At 67.6% G+C, this 17276-nt stretch carries 14 protein-coding genes; 9 read left to right on the plus strand and 5 right to left on the minus strand.

Translation table 11 applies throughout. The features are described from left to right. Positions 1-366: 366 nt before the first annotated feature. Complete coding sequence (gene purE / locus ASE58_RS02040; protein WP_055817448.1) at positions 367-852, plus strand: 5-(carboxyamino)imidazole ribonucleotide mutase; 486 nt, start codon at positions 367-369, stop codon at positions 850-852. After that, positions 849-1907, plus strand: coding sequence for a 5-(carboxyamino)imidazole ribonucleotide synthase (locus tag ASE58_RS02045; RefSeq protein ID WP_055817450.1), 1059 nt, complete (start codon positions 849-851; stop codon positions 1905-1907). The genes purE and ASE58_RS02045 overlap by 4 nt, the downstream gene beginning before the upstream one ends. Positions 1908-2040: 133 nt before the next feature. On the opposite strand, the gene ASE58_RS02050 is transcribed toward ASE58_RS02045, so the two are convergent. Beyond that, positions 2041-4098, minus strand: coding sequence for a S9 family peptidase (locus tag ASE58_RS02050; RefSeq protein WP_082467543.1), 2058 nt, complete (start codon positions 4096-4098; stop codon positions 2041-2043). A gap of 84 nt (positions 4099-4182) precedes the next feature. On the opposite strand from ASE58_RS02050, the gene ASE58_RS02055 reads away from it, so the two are divergent. From ASE58_RS02055 to ASE58_RS02065, 3 genes are all read left to right on the plus strand, one after another. Then, positions 4183-5979: an aminopeptidase P family protein gene (locus ASE58_RS02055; protein WP_055817454.1), complete on the plus strand. Its 1797-nt coding sequence runs from the start codon at positions 4183-4185 to the stop codon at positions 5977-5979. Between the two features lie 143 nt (positions 5980-6122). Beyond that, positions 6123-7445: an MFS transporter gene (locus ASE58_RS02060; RefSeq protein ID WP_235513457.1), complete on the plus strand. Its 1323-nt coding sequence runs from the start codon at positions 6123-6125 to the stop codon at positions 7443-7445. Further along, a complete protein-coding gene (locus tag ASE58_RS02065; RefSeq protein ID WP_235513458.1) occupies positions 7442-8590 on the plus strand; it encodes a glycoside hydrolase family 68 protein in 1149 nt (382 codons plus the stop codon). Before ASE58_RS02060 ends, ASE58_RS02065 begins: the two co-directional genes overlap by 4 nt. On the opposite strand, the gene putA is transcribed toward ASE58_RS02065, so the two are convergent. After that, on the minus strand, positions 8580-11678 hold the full coding sequence (gene putA, locus ASE58_RS02070; protein WP_055817458.1) for a bifunctional proline dehydrogenase/L-glutamate gamma-semialdehyde dehydrogenase PutA: 3099 nt from the start codon (positions 11676-11678) through the stop codon (positions 8580-8582). The two genes, ASE58_RS02065 and putA, sit on opposite strands and share 11 nt — an antisense overlap. 208 nt (positions 11679-11886) lie before the next feature. Between putA and ASE58_RS02075 the strand changes: the two genes are divergently transcribed. Continuing rightward, positions 11887-12339, plus strand: coding sequence for an Lrp/AsnC ligand binding domain-containing protein (locus tag ASE58_RS02075; RefSeq protein WP_055817460.1), 453 nt, complete (start codon positions 11887-11889; stop codon positions 12337-12339). Here the strand turns inward: ASE58_RS02075 and ASE58_RS02080 are convergent. Beyond that, positions 12334-13365: a DUF6976 family protein gene (locus tag ASE58_RS02080; RefSeq protein WP_055817462.1), complete on the minus strand. Its 1032-nt coding sequence runs from the start codon at positions 13363-13365 to the stop codon at positions 12334-12336. The genes ASE58_RS02075 and ASE58_RS02080 overlap by 6 nt on opposite strands. Beyond that, positions 13362-13607 carry a hypothetical protein gene (locus ASE58_RS02085; RefSeq protein WP_055760370.1) on the minus strand — a complete coding sequence of 82 codons (246 nt, stop codon included), beginning with the start codon at positions 13605-13607 and terminating at the stop codon, positions 13362-13364. Before ASE58_RS02085 ends, ASE58_RS02080 begins: the two co-directional genes overlap by 4 nt. 187 nt (positions 13608-13794) lie before the next feature. Here ASE58_RS02085 and ASE58_RS02090 point away from each other — a divergent pair, with 187 nt between their 5' ends. Then, positions 13795-14325: an alpha/beta hydrolase gene (locus ASE58_RS02090; protein WP_055817464.1), complete on the plus strand. Its 531-nt coding sequence runs from the start codon at positions 13795-13797 to the stop codon at positions 14323-14325. An 18-nt stretch (positions 14326-14343) separates the two neighbouring features. Here ASE58_RS02090 and ASE58_RS02095 read toward each other — a convergent pair whose 3' ends face one another. Continuing rightward, on the minus strand, positions 14344-14799 hold the full coding sequence (locus tag ASE58_RS02095) for an Lrp/AsnC family transcriptional regulator (RefSeq protein ID WP_055761572.1): 456 nt from the start codon (positions 14797-14799) through the stop codon (positions 14344-14346). A gap of 121 nt (positions 14800-14920) precedes the next feature. Here ASE58_RS02095 and alr point away from each other — a divergent pair, with 121 nt between their 5' ends. Then, positions 14921-16033, plus strand: coding sequence for an alanine racemase (gene alr, locus ASE58_RS02100; RefSeq protein WP_055817466.1), 1113 nt, complete (start codon positions 14921-14923; stop codon positions 16031-16033). Further along, entirely contained in the window at positions 16021-17271 is a 1251-nt protein-coding gene (locus tag ASE58_RS02105; protein WP_055817468.1) for a D-amino acid dehydrogenase, read from the plus strand. Before alr ends, ASE58_RS02105 begins: the two co-directional genes overlap by 13 nt. Positions 17272-17276 lie beyond the last annotated feature (5 nt).

Consider the following 17276-nt stretch of genomic DNA (forward strand, 5'->3'; position numbering starts at 1 on the left):
CGAGCAGCTTCGAGCTAGTCGAGAAGCGTCCGTCGAGAACTTGGTCGTTTGGGGCACCCCCTTCTCGACTACGGTTCTCGACAAGCTCGAAGCAAACGGAAAATAACGGACTGGCGTGCAGCGTGTGGCGTGAGGGACGGGGAGAAACCCCTTTCCTACACGCCCCACCCCCGCCAAACTCCCCACCGGCCCCGCACCACGGCCAGCGCTCTTTGACACCACCGCCACAAACGCCACCCAAACCCACCACGAGTGTGAACTTTGTGAACTTTGGCCCCTGAATATGCCCGTACGGCATCCTTACGCTTGCCCTGTTCCCACCCCTTCCCTAAGCAGCGGCTCCCCCAAAAGCGTTACGGGCAGATAATGAACGACGGGACCGTGGTCGGCATCATCATGGGCAGCACCTCCGACTGGGACACCATGGCGCATGCCGCCGACGTCCTGACCAGGCTCGGCATTCCCCATGAAACCAAGGTGGTATCCGCCCACCGCACCCCGCAGCGGCTGGTCGAATACGCCACCAGCGCAGTGGCGCGCGGGCTGAAGGTCGTGATCGCCGGGGCCGGCGGCGCGGCGCACCTGCCCGGCATGGTCGCCTCGATGACCCGCCTGCCCGTGCTGGGCGTGCCGGTCGAATCGAAGGCGCTGAAGGGCATGGATAGCCTGCTGTCGATCGTGCAGATGCCCGGCGGCGTCCCCGTGGGCACGCTGGCGATCGGCAAGGCAGGCGCGATCAACGCCGGCCTGCTCGCCGCCTCGATCCTCGCGACGCATGACGATGCGTTGGCGCAGCGGCTCGACGCATGGCGCGCGGCGCAGACCGACGGCGTGGCGATCGATCCGCAATGACCCCGCTGCCTCCCGGTTCGACCATCGGCATCATCGGGTCGGGACAGCTCGGCCGGATGATCGGCGTCGCGGCGGCGCAGCTCGGCTACCGCATCCACGTCTATGCCCCCGACAGTGGCCCGGCGAACGACATCGCCTTCGCCCATAGCCGCGGCGCCTATGACGATATCGCCGCGCTGCAGGCGTTCGCCGCGCAGGTCGATGTCGTCACCTACGAATTCGAGAACATCGCCGCTGCCCCGATCGAGGCGCTGGGCGACAAGGTGCGCCCCTCCGCCCGCTCGCTGGCGGTCGCGCAGGACCGGGTGCGCGAAAAGAGCTTCGTCGAACAGTTGGGCGGCCGTCCCGCCCGCTGGGCCGAGGTCACCGACCGCGCCGCGCTGGACGCGGCGATCGCGACGGTCGGCTGCCCGGCAGTGCTGAAGACCACCCGCTTCGGCTATGACGGCAAGGGGCAGGCCCGCCTGCTCTCGCCCGCCGACGCCGACACCGCCTGGGAAACCATCGGCGGCGGCCCGGCGATCCTCGAAGCGTTTGTCGACTTCGAGGACGAATTCTCGATCGTCCTCGCCCGCGGCATCGACGGCGCAATCGTCACCTATCCAGCCCCGAAGAACGTCCACAAGGCCGGCATCCTCGACACCTCGACGGTCCCCGCCCCCGCGATCGAACCATGGCGCACCGAGGCGGAGGCGCTGGCCGCCAAGGTCGCCGGGGCGCTCGATCATGTCGGCGTCCTGACCCTCGAATTCTTCTGCGGGCCGGACGGCGCGGTGTTCAACGAGATGGCTCCACGCGTCCATAATTCGGGCCATTGGACGATCGAGGGCAGCGAGACCTCGCAGTTCGAAAACCATGTCCGCGCCGTGCTGGGCCTCCCGCTCGGCAGCGTCGCGATGGCGGCCGCACGGGTCGAGATGACGAACCTGATCGGCGATGACGTCGATCAGTGGCCCACCCTGCTCGCGGAAGCCGGCGCCCACCTCCACCTTTATGGCAAGCACGAAGCCCGCCCCGGCAGGAAGATGGGCCATGTGACGCGGGTAGAACGGTAAGTCCTCCCCGGCACGGGGAGGGGGACCGCCGCAAAGCGGTGGTGGAGGGGGATCACCTCGCAGCGCAGCGCCAGCCGACACCCCCCTCCACCAGCCTACGGCTGGTCCCCCTCCCCGTTCCGGGGAGGAACCTTCAAGCCGCCACCCCCAGTTGCCACAGCACGAACGCCATCTCCTCGGCGGCTTCCTTCAGGCTCTCCCACCGCCCCGACTTGCCGCCATGGCCCGCGCCCATATTGGTCTTGAGCAGCAGCACATTGTCGTCGGTCTTGGTCGCCCGCAGCCGCGCGGCCCACTTGGCCGGCTCCCAATAAGTCACCCGCGGATCGTTCAACCCGCCCGAAATGAACACCGGCGGATAGGCTTGCGCGGTCACATTATCGTAGGGTGAGTAGGACGCGATCAGCTCGAACGCCGCCTTGTCCTCGATCGGGTTGCCCCATTCGGGCCATTCGCCGGGCGTCAGCGGCAGGCTGTCGTCCTGCATCGTGTTCAGCACATCGACGAACGGCACGCTGGCGACCACTGCCCCCCACAACTCCGGGTCGGAGTTCATCACCGCGCCCATCAGCTCGCCGCCCGCCGATCCGCCGGCGATCGCGATCTTGCCCTTGTCGGTAAAGCCCAGCTCGATCAGCCCCTTCGCCACATCGACGAAATCGTTGAAGGTATTGGTCCGCTTCTCCAGCTTCCCGTCCAGATACCATTGCTGGCCCAGATCGTCGCCGCCCCGGATATGGGCGATGGCGAACGCCATGCCGCGGTCGAGGAACGACATGCGGCTGGTCGAGAAGCCCGGCGGGATCGCATAACCATAGGCGCCATAGCTGTAGAGATAGAGCTTGCCCGTCCCATCGCGCGGGAAGTCTTTCGGGTACACCACCGAACACGGGATCGCGGTGCCGTCACGCGCGGCGATCTCCAGCCGCTCGGTCGCATATTTGGCGGGATCATAGCCCGACGGGATCGTCTGCACCTTGCGCACGGTCAGGCCGCCGCTGGCGACGTCATAGTCGTAGACCGTGCCCGGCGTGACCATCGACTCGTATCCGAGCCGCAGCGTATCGACATCGTACTCGGGATTGTCGCCCAGCCCGACGACGAAGCTCGCCTCCGGAAACTCGATCGGCCGCGCCGGCCCACCGGCGTAGTCATGCAGCCGAATCTGGTCGAGCCCGTCCAGCCGCCCCTCGACCACGAACAGCTTCGCAAAGGTCGTGACGCCGGTCATGTAGAAATGCGGGTCGGCGGCGATCAGCTCCTGCCAGTCGCCCGGCCTCTCCAGCGATGCGGTCGCCAGGCGGAAGTTCGGATGGGTGTCGTTGGTATGAAGGTAGAGCGTGCCGTCATGCTCCTCCACGTCATACTCCACGCCTTCCTCGCGCGCCTTTACCAGCAGCGGTTCGGCGGTGGGGTCGTCCGCCGGGATCAGCCGCACCTCGCTGGTGACGTGATCGCCCGCCGAAATGACCAGAAAGCGCCGCGACTGGGTTTCGCCGACCGACACGCGCCAACCTTCGTCCGCCTCGTGATACAGCTCGATATCCTGTTCGATCGGCGTGCCGATACGGTGGAGCCGGGCATTGTCCGTCCGCCACTGTTCGTTGGCGAGGCCGTAGAGGAACCCGCTCGAATCCGCCGTCCACACCAGTTCGGACAGCGTGCCTGGAATGACGTCCGCCAGCAGCTCGCCGGTGTTCAGGTCCTTGACCCGCGCCTCGAACCGCTCGCCGCCGTCATCGTCGATCGCATAGGCGAGCAACCGGCCGTCGGGGCTGATCGACAGCGCGCCCAGCCGGAAATATTCCTTGCCCTCCGCCAGCGCCGGTTCGTCGAGGATCAGTTCATCCGCGCCCCCCGCGACGGGCCTGCGCCACCAGCGGCGATATTCGCCGCCGGTCTCGAAATCGGACCAGTACCACCAGTCGCCATCGCGCTGTGGCACGGTGGCGTCGTCCTCTTTGATCCGGGCGCGCATCTCGGTGAACAGCGTGTCGATCAAGGGCTGGTGCGGTGCCATCACCGCATCGAAATAATCGTTCTCGGCCTTCAAATAATCGAGGACGTCGGCATCCTCAACCTTCGGATAGTTCGGGTCGCGCAGCCATGCCCATGGGTCGGACACGGTAATGCCGTGACGGTCATAGCTATGGGCGCGCTGTTCGGCGATCGGCGGAATGGGCTTGGTCATAGCCGCCCATGTGGGACGAAGCCCCATGGAAGTCGAGCGACCTTGTGGCTTTTGCCCGGCCGTTTCGGCTGATACGAGCAGTGCATGACCAGCCATACCGACCTCCTGTCCGCCCTTCGCGCCCATCTCGCCACGCTCGACCTGACCGGGTTCATCGTGCCGCTGACCGATGAATATATGAGCGAATATGTCGGCGACTATGCGCAGCGGCTTGCTTGGCTGACCGGGTTCAAGGGGTCGGCGGGCAGCGCCGTCGTCCTGCGCGAAACCGCCGCGATGTTCACCGACGGGCGCTACACGCTGCAGGTACGCGAACAGGTCGATGCCGCCGACTGGCAGTTCGTGCAGGTACCCGCGACCACGATGGCCGACTGGCTGCGGGCCAACGCCCATCCCGGCGACCGGATCGGCTTCGATCCGTGGCTGGCGACGGTCGGGTGGGTCGCGGCAACCGAAGCGGCGCTCGCGGATGTCGGCGCGGTACTGGTCCCGGTCGACGCGAACCCGATCGATGCACTGTGGAACGACCGCCCTGCCCCCTCGCCCGCGCCGATGACGGTGCAGGACGATGCGCTGACCGGCCGCACTTCCGCCGACAAGCGGGCAGCGATCGGTGAATGGCTGAGCGACCGCCGTGCCGATGCGGTCGTGCTGACCGCACTCGATTCGATCGCATGGACCTTCAACGTGCGCGGCAGCGACGTGGCGCATACCCCGGTGGCGCTGAGCTACGCGATCGTTCATGCCGACGGCACCGCCGAGTTGTTCGCCGAACCGGGCAAGGTGGGTGAGGACGTCGCCCGCCATCTGGGTAATGCCGTCACCGTCCGCCCGATGGCCGACTTCGCCGCCACGCTCGGCCAGTTCGCCGGCAAGCGTATCGCCGCCGATCCCGACCGCGCCGTCGCCGCGATCCACGATGCGTTGCGTCGGGGCGGCGCGACGATCATCACCGAACGCGATCCGACCGTGCTGGCCAAGGCGATCAAGAACCCGGTCGAAATCGCCGGTCATCGCAGCGCGCAGGCCCGCGACGGCGCGGCGATGGTCCGCTTCCTCAAATGGTTCGAGGAAACCGCCCCGTCGGGCACGCTGACCGAACTCTCGGCGTCCGACCGGCTGGAGGCGATTCGCGGCGAAACCGGCCTCCTGCGCGACCTGTCGTTCGACACCATCAGCGCGACCGGCGCGCACGCCGCCAGCCCCCATTACAAGGCGACCGTGGAGAGCAATGCGCCCATCCTGCCCGGTCAGCTCTACCTGATCGATTCGGGCGGCCAATATGCCGACGGCACCACGGACATCACCCGCGTCATGCCGGTGGGCGAGGTGTCGGAAGAAATGCGCGACCGCTTCACCCGCGTGCTGAAGGGCCATATCGCGATCGACACCGCCATATTCCCCGACGGGACGCTGGGCGGCCATATCGACGGCTTCGCACGGCGGCCGCTGTGGGAGGCCGGGCTCGACTACGCCCACGGCACCGGCCACGGCATCGGCGCCTTCCTGTCGGTACATGAAGGGCCGCAGCGGATCGGCGCGCCGAATTACCCCGGCGGGGGGCCGCTGGAGCCGCTGCGCGCGGGCATGATGCTGTCCAACGAGCCGGGGTATTACAAGGCGGGCGACTACGGCATCCGTATCGAGAACCTGCTGCTGGTCGTCTTGCGCGATATCCCCGGCGGCGACCTGCCGATGCTGGGGTTCGAGACGCTGACCTTCGTGCCGATCGAACGTTCGTTGATCGTGCCCGCGTTGCTCAGCGATGCCGAGCGGACATGGGTCGATGGCTATCACGCACGGGTGGAGGCGTTGCTGACCCCGCTGCTCGACCGCGAAACCGCCGCCTGGCTGGCAGCGAAATGCGCGCCGCTTAGCTGATCCGGATCCCGGTCGCGCCATGGCGACCGGCATTCGTATGCATCAATGCAATCGATTGTTGCATTTTTGATGGCGAGGGGCGACAAGCATGCCGTCGGCGATAGACCGGCATGCAAGGAGCAGGACCGACCATGGCGCCCCCGATGAAACCGCATTTGTCGCTGCCCCGCATCCTCGAAATGAATCTGGGGTTCCTCGGCCTGCAGTTCAGCTTCGGGCTGCAGCAGGGCAACATGGCGCCGATCTACAGCTATCTGGGCGCGAACGAGGCGCAGCTGCCGCTGTTGCAGCTGGCCGGGCCGCTGACCGGACTGTTGGTCCAACCCTTGATCGGCGCGCTCAGCGACCGCACCGATAGCCGCTGGGGCCGGCGCACCCCTTATTTCGTGATGGGCGCGGTGCTGTGTTGCCTCGGCCTGTTCTTCATGCCGTTGTCCAGTTCGATCCTGATGGCGGTGTCGCTGCTGTGGATTCTGGACGCCGGCAACAACATCACGATGGAGCCGTATCGCGCCTATGTCAGCGACCGGCTGAACGAGGATCAGCACCAGATCGGCTTCCTGACGCAGAGCGCGTTCACCGGCTTGGCGCAGATGCTGGCGTTCCTCACCCCCTCGATCCTGGTGTGGGCGGGGATGAACCAGGACTGGGTGGACACCCACAACATCCCCTATACCGCCCGCATCGCGTTCATGGTCGGGGCGGTGCTGTCGATCTCGACGATCCTCTGGTCGATCCTGCGCGTGCCCGAACTGCCGCTGACCCCGACCGAAAAGGCGGTGATTGCCGCCAAGCCCAAGTCGTTCGGCGCGACGCTGGCCGAAGTCGGCAGCGCGATCCGCGACATGCCGCCGGCGATGCGCAAGCTCGCGCTGATGAGCCTGTTCCAATGGTACGCGATGATGGCCTATTGGAACTACGTCATCTACACGATCGGGCGCACGGTGTACGACACCGCCGATCCCACCTCGTCCGGCTTCCATTCGGCGGTGCTGACCAATGGTGAGATGGCCGCCTTCTACAACGGCGTCGCCTTCCTCGCCGCCTTCGCCATGGTGCCGATCGCCCGACGCATCGGCGCGGCCCCGCTCCACGCGATCAGCCTGATCGCGGCGGGTATCGGCATGGTCTGCCTGCCGCATGTCACGTCGAAGGCGCTGTTGTTCCTGCCCGCTGTCGGCATCGGTCTGGGCTGGGCCAGCATCATGGGCAATCCGTACATCATCCTCGCCGGATCGATCCCGCCGGAGCGTACCGGCGTCTATATGGGCATTTTCAACATGATGATCGTCATCCCGATGCTGATCTTCTCGGCAACCATGTGGCTGTTCTACCAGCCGCTGCTGGGTGGTGATCCGCGTAACGTGCTGACCCTGTGCGGCGTGCTGATGTTCTGCGCGGCGGCCGCGGTGTGGAGCGTGCGCGAACGCAACGCCGATGGCGCACCGGTCGGAGCGGTGCGTTGAACCCCTTGCCCCACGCCCTGACCCACTGGCCCGCCGAACAGGTCGCGCGGATCGCCGCCGATGGCCCCGATCGCCTGCCCGTACTGGCACCGGCCGATATCGTCCCGATCGATCCCGACCACGACTTCTGGGACATGTGGCAGATCGCCCGTGCCGATGGATCGACGGTGATCATCGACGGGCGCAGCTACTGGTTCTTCCTCGGCACGCCGCGTTTCGACGATCCCGAGGCCCGCCACGATGCCGCGCGCATCTACCTGACCAGCCATGGCGACGATGGCTGGCGGCTACACGGCACGACCTTTCCCGACGACTTCACCCCCGGCAGCCGCGAATGGTCGGGGTCGACGGTGCTGGCCGAGGATGGCCGGACGCTGACGATGTATTTCACCGCCGCCGGCCGGCGGGACGGGCCGCACAGCTTCGAACAACGGCTGTTCGAGACGGTCGGACGCTTCACGGTGGCGGGCGACGATGCGCGAACCGAAGGCTGGTCCACGCCGGTCGAGAGCATCGCGGCGGACGGCACCTGCTACCGCATCGCCGATGAGGTCGTGGCGCCGCCCACCGGCATCAAGGGCTTTCGCGACCCCGGTTTCTTCCACGATCCGGCAACCGGCCGCGATCATTTGCTGTTCGTCGGATCGGCGGCCTGGACCGATGCGCAACTCGACGGGCTGATCGGCATCGCCAGCCGCGATCATGCCGCTGCCCCGTGGCAGCTCGCCACCCCGCTGGTCGACGCCATCGGCGTGAACAGCGAGCTGGAGCGGCCGCACATCATCTTGCGGGACGGCCATTACTATCTGTTCTGGTCGACGCAGGGCAAACGCTTTGCCCCTGGCCTCCCCGCCCCGACCGGGCTGTATGCGATGGTCGCGGACGGCATGGACGGCCCGTGGCGGCCGGTGAACGGTTCCGGCCTCGTCGCCGGCAATCCGGCGGCCGAGCCGACGCAGGCCTATTGCTGGTGGGTCACCGGCGAGGGACAGGTCGCCGCCTTCGTCGACTATGCCGGGCTGTACGGGGCGGACGCCAGCGCCGATGTGGCGCTGCGCCGCGACCGGTTCGGCGGGACTGCCGCCCCGTTCTTCCAGCTCGACTTTGCCGGAGACCGGGTGACGATCCGCGCTGCTACAGGTTGAGCAGCGCGGGGTCGCCGCCTTTCGCCATGATGTTGATCGAGGTCGAGCGTTCGGCGGCATAGCGCAGCAGCGCATCGGGGCCGCCCGCCTTGGGACCGGTGCCCGACAGCCCTTCGCCCCCGAACGGCTGCACGCCCACGACCGCGCCGATGATCGACCGGTTGACGTACACGTTCCCCGCCGGGACCAGCGCGGCGACCTCCTCGGCAAAGCGGTCTATCCGGCTGTGGATGCCGAGCGTCAGGCCATAACCGCGCGCCGCCAGCTTGCTCGCAACGTCCGCCAAATTGGCGGGATCGTAGCGATAGATGTGCAGCACCGGCCCGAACACCTCGCGTTCGAGAAAGTCGGGACTTGGCACTTCGGCGATGACCGGCGCGAAATACGTGCCATGCGCGTCGTGCCCACGCGTGTCGCCGCGGAACAGGATCGTCGCCTCGCGCTCCAGCCGCTCGACATGGGCGTTCAGCGCGTCGCGGGCATCGCGGTCGATCACCGGGCCGATATCGGTCGCCGGATCGGACGGGTCGCCGATGACCATGCAGCCCGCCGCCCCGACCAGCGTCTCGATCGTCGCATCCGCCGTATCCCTAGGCAAATACAGCAGCCGCAGCGCCGAACAGCGCTGCCCCGCCGAGCCGAAGGCGGAGAGCAGCACATCGTCGACCACCTGTTCGCGCAGCGCGCTGGTATCGACGAACAGGCCGTTCAGCCCACCGGTCTCCGCGATGAACGGCAGGATCGGGCCATTGCGGTTGGCGAGGCTGCGGTTGATCGCCCAGGCGGTATCGGTGCCGCCGGTGAAGGCGACGCCGGCGATGGCCGGATGCGCTACCAGCGCCGCGCCGACCTCCGCCCCGTCACCGGGCAGCAGCGCCAGCAGGTCGGGGTCAAGCCCGGCGGCGTGGAACAGGCGCACGGCTTCGGCGGCGACCAGCGGCGTCTGTTCGGCGGGCTTGGCGAGGACGGCGTTACCGGCGGCGAGTGCGGCGGCGACCTGTCCGGTGAAGATCGCAAACGGGAAATTCCACGGGGAGATGCAGACGAACACCCCGCGCCCATGGAGTTCGATCTGGTTCACCTCGCCCACCGGTCCCGGCAGCACGGTCGGCCCGGCGAAGCGGGTTTCGGCGAGAACGGCGTAGTAACGGCAGAAGTCGACCGCCTCGCGCACCTCGGCGACGGCATCGTTCAGCGTCTTGCCGGCCTCGGCGGACAGGATCGCGATGAACCGGTCCATCTGGGCATCCAGCGCGTCGGCCATGGCGCGCAGGAGTTTCCCGCGGGGAACCCCGCCGGCCGCGTTCCAGCGGGGCTGGGCGGCACGGGCCAGCGCGGCGGCGCGGTCGATTTCGGCGGGGGTGGCGGTGGTGACCGAGCCGATGGTGCGGCTGTGGTCGACCGGGCTGACCACCGGCGTGGCACCCGCACCGGGCAGCGTCTGTCCGCCGACGATCGGGCCGGCGTGGAGGGTGGCGAAGGTTGCGCGAGCCGCACTTGCGGTCGCGCGGACCGAGGCGATCGAATAGTCGCGGCCCAGCGGGTTGGCGCGGCCGGGATAGATGTCGGATGGGGACGGCAGGCGCGGATGTTGGCGCGGGGTTGCCGCCACCGCCGCCACCGGGTCCGCCACCAGCGTCGTCGCCGGCACTTCCTCATCAAGCAACGCATTCACGAAACTGCTGTTCGCGCCGTTTTCGAGCAGGCGGCGCACCAGATAGGGCAACAGCTCCTCATGCCCGCCGACCGGGGCATAGGCCCGCAGTATCAGCGAGTTATCGCCGATAGCTGCCGCCGCCTGTCGGTACAGGCCTTCCCCCATGCCGTGCAGCCGCTGGTGTTCGATCGTCACCCCGGCGCGGTCGGCCATGTGGCGCACCGCCATCAGGCTGTGGGCGTTGTGGGTCGCGAACTGGGGATACAGCGCCGGGGCCGCGGCGATCAACTTGTGCGCGCAGACCAGATAGCTGAGGTCGGTCGCCGCCTTCGACGTGAACACCGGATAGCCGGGATGGCCGGCGATCTGGGCGCGCTTCACCTCGCTGTCCCAATAGGCGCCCTTGACTAGCCGGACCATGATCCGCCGTCCGGTGTCGCGCGACAGCCGCTCCAGGCGATCGATCACGCCGCGCGCCCGCTTGCCGTACGCCTGCACCACGACGCCGAGGCCGGTCCAGTCGCCCAGCTCGCTCTCGCGCGCCAGCCGGTCGACCAGCTTCAGCGACAGGGCCAGCCGATCCGCCTCCTCCGCATCGATCGCGAGGTTCAGGTTGTGCTGCGCGCCGATCAGCGCGAGGCGCTTCATGCGCGGATAGAGGTCGGCGAACACGTCGTCCTCGCGCACCGCTTCGTAGCGGGGGCACAAAGCCGACAGCTTCACCGACACGCCGTGCCCCTGTTCGGGGGTGCTGCCCGGCGCGCGGGCGCTGCCGACCGCCTCGATCGCGGCGGCGTAGATGCGTTCGTAGCGTTCGGCGTCCTCGGGGGTGCGGGCACCCTCCCCCAGCATGTCGAACGAGCAGAGATAGCCTTCCTTCGCCGCGCGTTTCAGCGCCGCCTCGATGGTCGATCCCAGCACGAACTGGTCGCCCATGATGCCGACTGCAGCGGCCAATGCGCGGCGGATGACCGGTTCGCCCAGCCGGCCGGCGAGGCGCCGGATCGTCTCACCGATGCCCGCGGGGCCTTCCTCGCCGACCAGCTTGCCGGTCAGGGTCAGGCCGATGGTGGAGGCGTTGACGAACAGGCTGGACGACTGGCCCAGATGCGCCGCCCAGTCGGCGGTCCCGACCTTTTCGGCGATCAGCCGGTCGCGGGTCGCGGCATCGGGGGTGCGCAGCAGCGCTTCGGCAAGGCACATCAGCGCCAGACCCTCCTGCGTACCCAGCGAGAATTGCTGGAGGAACCCCTCGACCACGCCGGGCTTGGCGGCGGCGGCACGGGTGCGCTCGACCAGCTTTGCGGCGTTGGCGACGATCGCTGAACGGTCGGATTGGGTCAGCGGCACCTGCGCCAGCAGTTGCGGCAGCAGCACGGCTTCGTCGATGAACTTGTCGGCGTCCAGTGCGTCCCAATCGATCGCGGGCATTCGTCTCTCCATAAGCGGTTCGTCGGTATATCGCGGGTAGTGACGAAGGTGCTTCGTATGTTGGGTGGATTGGGCGATGGTTTTTTCGGGATATTGCCGATATCACACCCAATCTTCGGATCAGGTGGAAGAAGAAGCGGGACCCCGGATCAGGTCCGGGGTGACGTAGGGCGTGTGGCGGGGCGCGCCGCGACCAAGGGAGGACGGGATGGACCAGACCGATCGCAAATTGCTGCGCGTGCTGCAGGCCGATGGCCGCATCACCAACCAGGCACTGGCCACGCAATGCGGCATTTCACCCGCGGCCTGTTTCGAACGGGTGCGCCGGCTGCGCGAGAGCGGGGTGATCCGGGGCTATGCCGCGCTGCTCGACCCGGCAAGGCTTGACCGGTCGCTGCTGGTGTTTATCGAAGTGCTGCTGGATCGGACGACCGACGACGTCTTCACCGCCTTTGCCAACCACGTCCGCGACCTGCCGGAAGTGTTGGAATGTCATATGGTTGCGGGCGGTTTCGACTATCTTCTGAAGGTACGCATGGCGGATATGGACGCCTATCGCGCGTTCCTCGGTCGCACGCTGACCACGGTGCCGGGCGTGCGCGAGACGCGAACCTATGCCGTGCTGGAGGAGGTCAAGGCGACCACCGCGCTGCCGCTATGACCCCGCGCCATCCCGCTCGATCACCAGATACACCATCGTCTGGGTCAGCAGCATATAGGCGATTTCGCCGAAAGTGACCGGGCCGGCGATGCTGCCGGCCTGCCGCCCCTTCAAGCCGGCATAGAGATAATTCAGGATGCAGTTGCAGCTGAACGCGATCTCGCCGCGCGGATTGCCGAGATGCTCGGCAAATTCCTGCGGATAGTCCCCGATCGGGCGGGCAAAGCGATATTCGATCCCCTCGTGCACGGGGGCGAAGAAGGTGACCTTGCTCGACGCGTCATCGATCGCGGCGGTCGCGACGTTAATCATCGCGCCATTATAATCGGCGACCAGCGGCAGGCGGGTGTCGATGCCGTTCGCCGCGATGTGATCGACCAGCCGCGTCGGGGTGCCGTCCACCCGCACCCGTTCGACGGTGAAGCCGGTGTCCTCGACGAAGGTCAGCACCGGGCCGTCCATGTCGGGCGTGAACAGGTTGACGATATCGACCCGGGCAAAGGCATCGTCGGGCAGTGCCACGTGCAGCACGACAGCGGCATCATAGGCGCTGCGCCCGGTGCGGCCGTCGAACACCTTCGGACGCGCGGCCGGATTGGCATCGCCCGCAACACCCGTCACCCAGCCGACCACCGGGCGGCGGAACATGTCGCGCCATTCCAGCCCGTGTAGCGCGAAATCGCGGTGCACGTCGCTCTGCCCCGGCATCAGGACGATGGTGTAGCCATTGTCGGGGCCCAGCGCCGCCATGTCGGGCAGTGCGGCGCGGTCGAGCATCCCGACCCATGCGACCGATGCGATCGCGGGCATCCGCTGAACAAAGATGCGGTCGCGGTCGCACGCGCCCCCGGCCTCGGCGGTCATGAAATAGGGGCTGGTGCCCCCGATCCAGTCGCCGCGCGGCAGGGCGGCGAGCAACGGCTCTTCGGCAGCCAGGATGAGCGTGTCGCCCGCCTCCAGCATCGCGGCAACTTCCGCCACGCTGTACAGCGACCGGTCAGCCTGGTGCGGGTTCGGGCCGGTCATCGTGCTGTTCCCTGAAAGATGGTCGCAAAATCTTCGCGGGCGAAGCGGAGATTGTCGTGGAAGAAGGTGCGCAGTTCGGCGACCAGCGCGGGCCGATCGGCGTCGGGCCGGGCATAGGCATGCGTCAGGCGGATCATCAGGATACGCAGCGCGAGACATTTGTACGTCGGCCGGATCGCCCCCGACAGCAGGCCGTCCCAACGCGGGTCGTCGGTCGGCGGAATTTCGATAGTTGCCGTCATGCCCAATGGTCCTCTCGCCGCGAAAGCTATGCCGCGGAACGGTTAAAAACCGGTGTCCGCGTGACGCCCCGTTGCGGCCGGTGGCGTTTGCGGATCGCTTCGCCGCCACGACGCGTTTCGACCATTGCGTACGGACCGGGGCGTGATAGCCTCTCCCCTGCCCTCGCGCTGCTCGGGAGACGACACGATGGTTGCCGTTGCCAATACCCGCTATTCGGTCCTTGCCCTGTCCGACGGGACCCCGCCGCCTGCCTTGCAGGACGCGATCGAGCGCCTGCGCGCGACGTTGCTGCCGCTGGGACGCGAGACGCCGGCCGACCGCAATATGCTGGGCGCGCGAATCGACCGGTTCGTGGGCGATGCCGATCGGCAGGTGATTCTGCTGGCGCATGGTGCCGGCTGCCGCGCGGCGGCGTGGTGGGCGCGACTGTCGCCGAGCCATTATGTGCAGCGGGTGGCGGGCGCGATCCTGGTCGACCCTGAACTGGACGCGGGCAGCACCCGCTTCGCCTCCCCCGCAACCCTGTTGCCGTTCCGGTCGATGACGCTGGACCGCACCGGCCGGATCGAGGCGCTGGCCCGCGAATGGGGCAGCGAGGTGATGCCGGACGACAGCGCGACCCGTGGCGGCGGGCTGCTCCGGCTGATCGACCGGTTGAGCGGTGCGGTGGTCGCACATGACGTGCGGACGGCGGAGAAGCTGGCGGGAATGCGCTGACGCGAACGCTCGCGCGCCCTATCCCCGGCGGCGCGGCATCAGTGCGTTGCGCATCGCGAAGCTGGAGTTGATCCGCGTGACGCCGGGCAGGCGCGACAGGATGTCGGTGTGCAGCGCCTCATACGCCGCCGCCGATTCGACCGCGACGCGCAGCCAGTAATCGGACTGGCCGGTCATCAGCCAGCATTCCTGAATTTCGGCATGGCGGCGTACCGCGGCTTCGAAACGGGAGAGATATTCCTCGGTCTGCCGCTCAAGCGTCACCTGTACGATGACGGTCGCGCCGTGATCGGCCGGGTCGGCGCGGGTGACGACGGTATAGCCGCGAATGACGCCGCCATCCTCCAGCAACCGCACGCGCCGCAGACAGGCCGATGGCGACAGCCCGACCTCCGCCGCCAGTGCGTTGTTCGGTTTGCGCGCGTCGAGCCGCAACAGGTTCAGCAGCTTGCGGTCGATGGCGTCGAGATTCATTTTCGTTGCGTCCGTGCCGCATTTCGTTGCGTCGGAACGCTAATATGGCAGGACGTTCGACACAATCGCAAAACCTGCGACGGATTCGGCGCTACGCTGTTCGATGGAGAGACGAGGACCGATGGCATTGCTGACGATCGACCTGAACGCACTAACCGCCAATTACCGGATGATCGCGGCGCGCGTCGCTCCGGCGCGGGCGGCGGGCGTGGTGAAGGCCGATGGCTATGGATTGGGCGCCGTCCCGGTCGCCGATGCGCTGTATCGCGCCGGGTGCCGTGATTTCTTCGTCGCGCTGACCGGCGAAGCCCATGCGCTGCGCCCGACGCTGCCCGCCGATGCGCGGTTGTTCGTGCTGAACGGGATCGCGCCGGGTGAGGAAGCGGCGCTGGTCGATGCCGATGCGATCCCGGTGCTGAACTGCCCGGCGGACATTGCCCGCTGGGGCGCGGCGGCGCGGATCAACGGGCGGCGACTGCCGGCGGCGTTGCAGGTCGACAGCGGCATGTCGCGCCTTGGCCTGGCACCGGCGGAGGTGGCGGCGATCGCCGCCGATCCGCGGCTGCTGGCCGATATCGACGTCGTGCTGGTGATGAGCCATCTGGCGTGCGGCGACGAACCCGGTTCGGCGGCCAACGGGGCGCAGCGCGCGCGGTTCGACGAACTGGCGGCGATGCTGCCGCAGGCACCGCGTTCGCTGGCCAATTCGGGCGGCAGTTTTCTGGACGGCGGCTTCCATGGCGACCTCGTGCGGCCGGGCATCGCGCTGTACGGCGGTGCACCGCAGGAGGACCGGCCCAATCCGATGCGGCCGGTCGTCGCGCTCGATGCGCGGATCGTGCAATGGCGCGACGTGCCGGCGGGGACCGGCGTCGGCTATGGCCTGACCTCGGTCGCCGACCACGACCGGCGGATCGCCACGCTGTCCTATGGCTATGCCGATGGCTGGCCACGGATGCTGAGCAATCGCGGCGCGGCCTATGTCGCGGGGGTGCGCGCGCCGATAGCCGGGCGGGTGTCGATGGACAGCATCTGCATCGACGTGACCGATGTACCCCTCGACCTGCTGGTCGCCACGCCCCATGCCGAGCTGATCGGTCCGCACCAGACGATCGACCGGGTCGCGGCGGATGCCGGCACCATCGCCTATGAAATCCTGACCAGCCTGCGCCACCGCCATGCCCGGCGGATCGTGGCCTTGCGCGAACAAGAGGACGCAACATGCGGATCGTGATCCTGGGCGCGGGGGTGATCGGCGTCACCTCCGCATGGTATCTGGCACAGGCGGGGCATGAGGTCGTGGTAATCGACCGACAGGCCGGGCCGGCCCTCGAAACCAGCTTTGCCAATGCGGGCGAGATTTCGCCGGGCTATGCCTCCCCCTGGGCGGCGCCGGGCATCCCGGCCAAGGCGGTGAAGTGGCTGTTCATGCAGCACGCCCCGCTGATCCTGCGCCCGCAGCTGGACATGGCGATGCTGCGCTGGCTGGTCGCGATGCTCGGCAACTGCAATGCGCGCGACTATGCGGTGAACAAGGGGCGGATGGTGCGCCTGGCCGAATATAGCCGCGACCAACTGATCGAGCTGCGCGCCGCCACCGGCATCACCTATGACGAACGGACGCAGGGCACGCTGCAGCTGTTCCGCGAGGAAAAGCAGCTGGCCGGCATCGACAAGGATATCGCAGTCCTGGAGGCCGATGGCGTCGCCTACGAAGTGCTCGACCGCGCCGGGTGCATCGCCGCCGAGCCCGGACTGGCGGGCAGCAACCTGCCGCTGGCAGGTGGCCTGCGCCTGCCCGGCGACGAGACGGGCGATTGTTTCAAATTCACCAACCGGCTGGCCGAGATGGCGACGGCCGCGGGGGTCGAGTTTCGCATGGGCACGACCGTCCGCCGCCTGGTGCGGCAGGGGGACCGGATCACCGCCGTCGAAACCGATCACGGCACCGTCACCGGCGATGCCTATCTGGTCGCGATGGGCAGTTTTTCACCCAAGCTGGTCCGGCCGCTGGGCCTCAAGCTGCCGGTCTATCCGGTCAAGGGCTATTCGATCACCGTGCCGATCGTCGACGAAGCGCGCGCGCCGGTATCGACGCTGCTCGACGAAAGCTACAAGGTCGCGATCACCCGGCTGGGCGATCGCATCCGCGTGGGCGGCATGGCGGAGATTTCAGGCTTCAACAACGACCTGCCCGAAGCACGGCGGGCGACGCTGGAATATTCGCTGGGCAGCCTGTTCCCCGGTGCCGGCGACACGTCGCGGGCAAGCTATTGGAGCGGCCTGCGCCCGATGACGCCCGACAGCACGCCGGTCGTCGGCGCGACGAAGTATGGCAACCTGTTCCTGAATACCGGCCACGGGACGCTGGGGTGGACCATGGCCTGCGGGTCGGCGGCGGTCATCGCCGATTTGATGTCGGGCAAGCGGGCGGCGATCGAGACGGCGGATTTGTCGATCGCGCGGTATTGAGGGCT

The organism is Sphingomonas sp. Leaf9 (assembly GCF_001421355.1).
Classification (GTDB): Bacteria; Pseudomonadota; Alphaproteobacteria; order Sphingomonadales; family Sphingomonadaceae; genus Sphingomonas.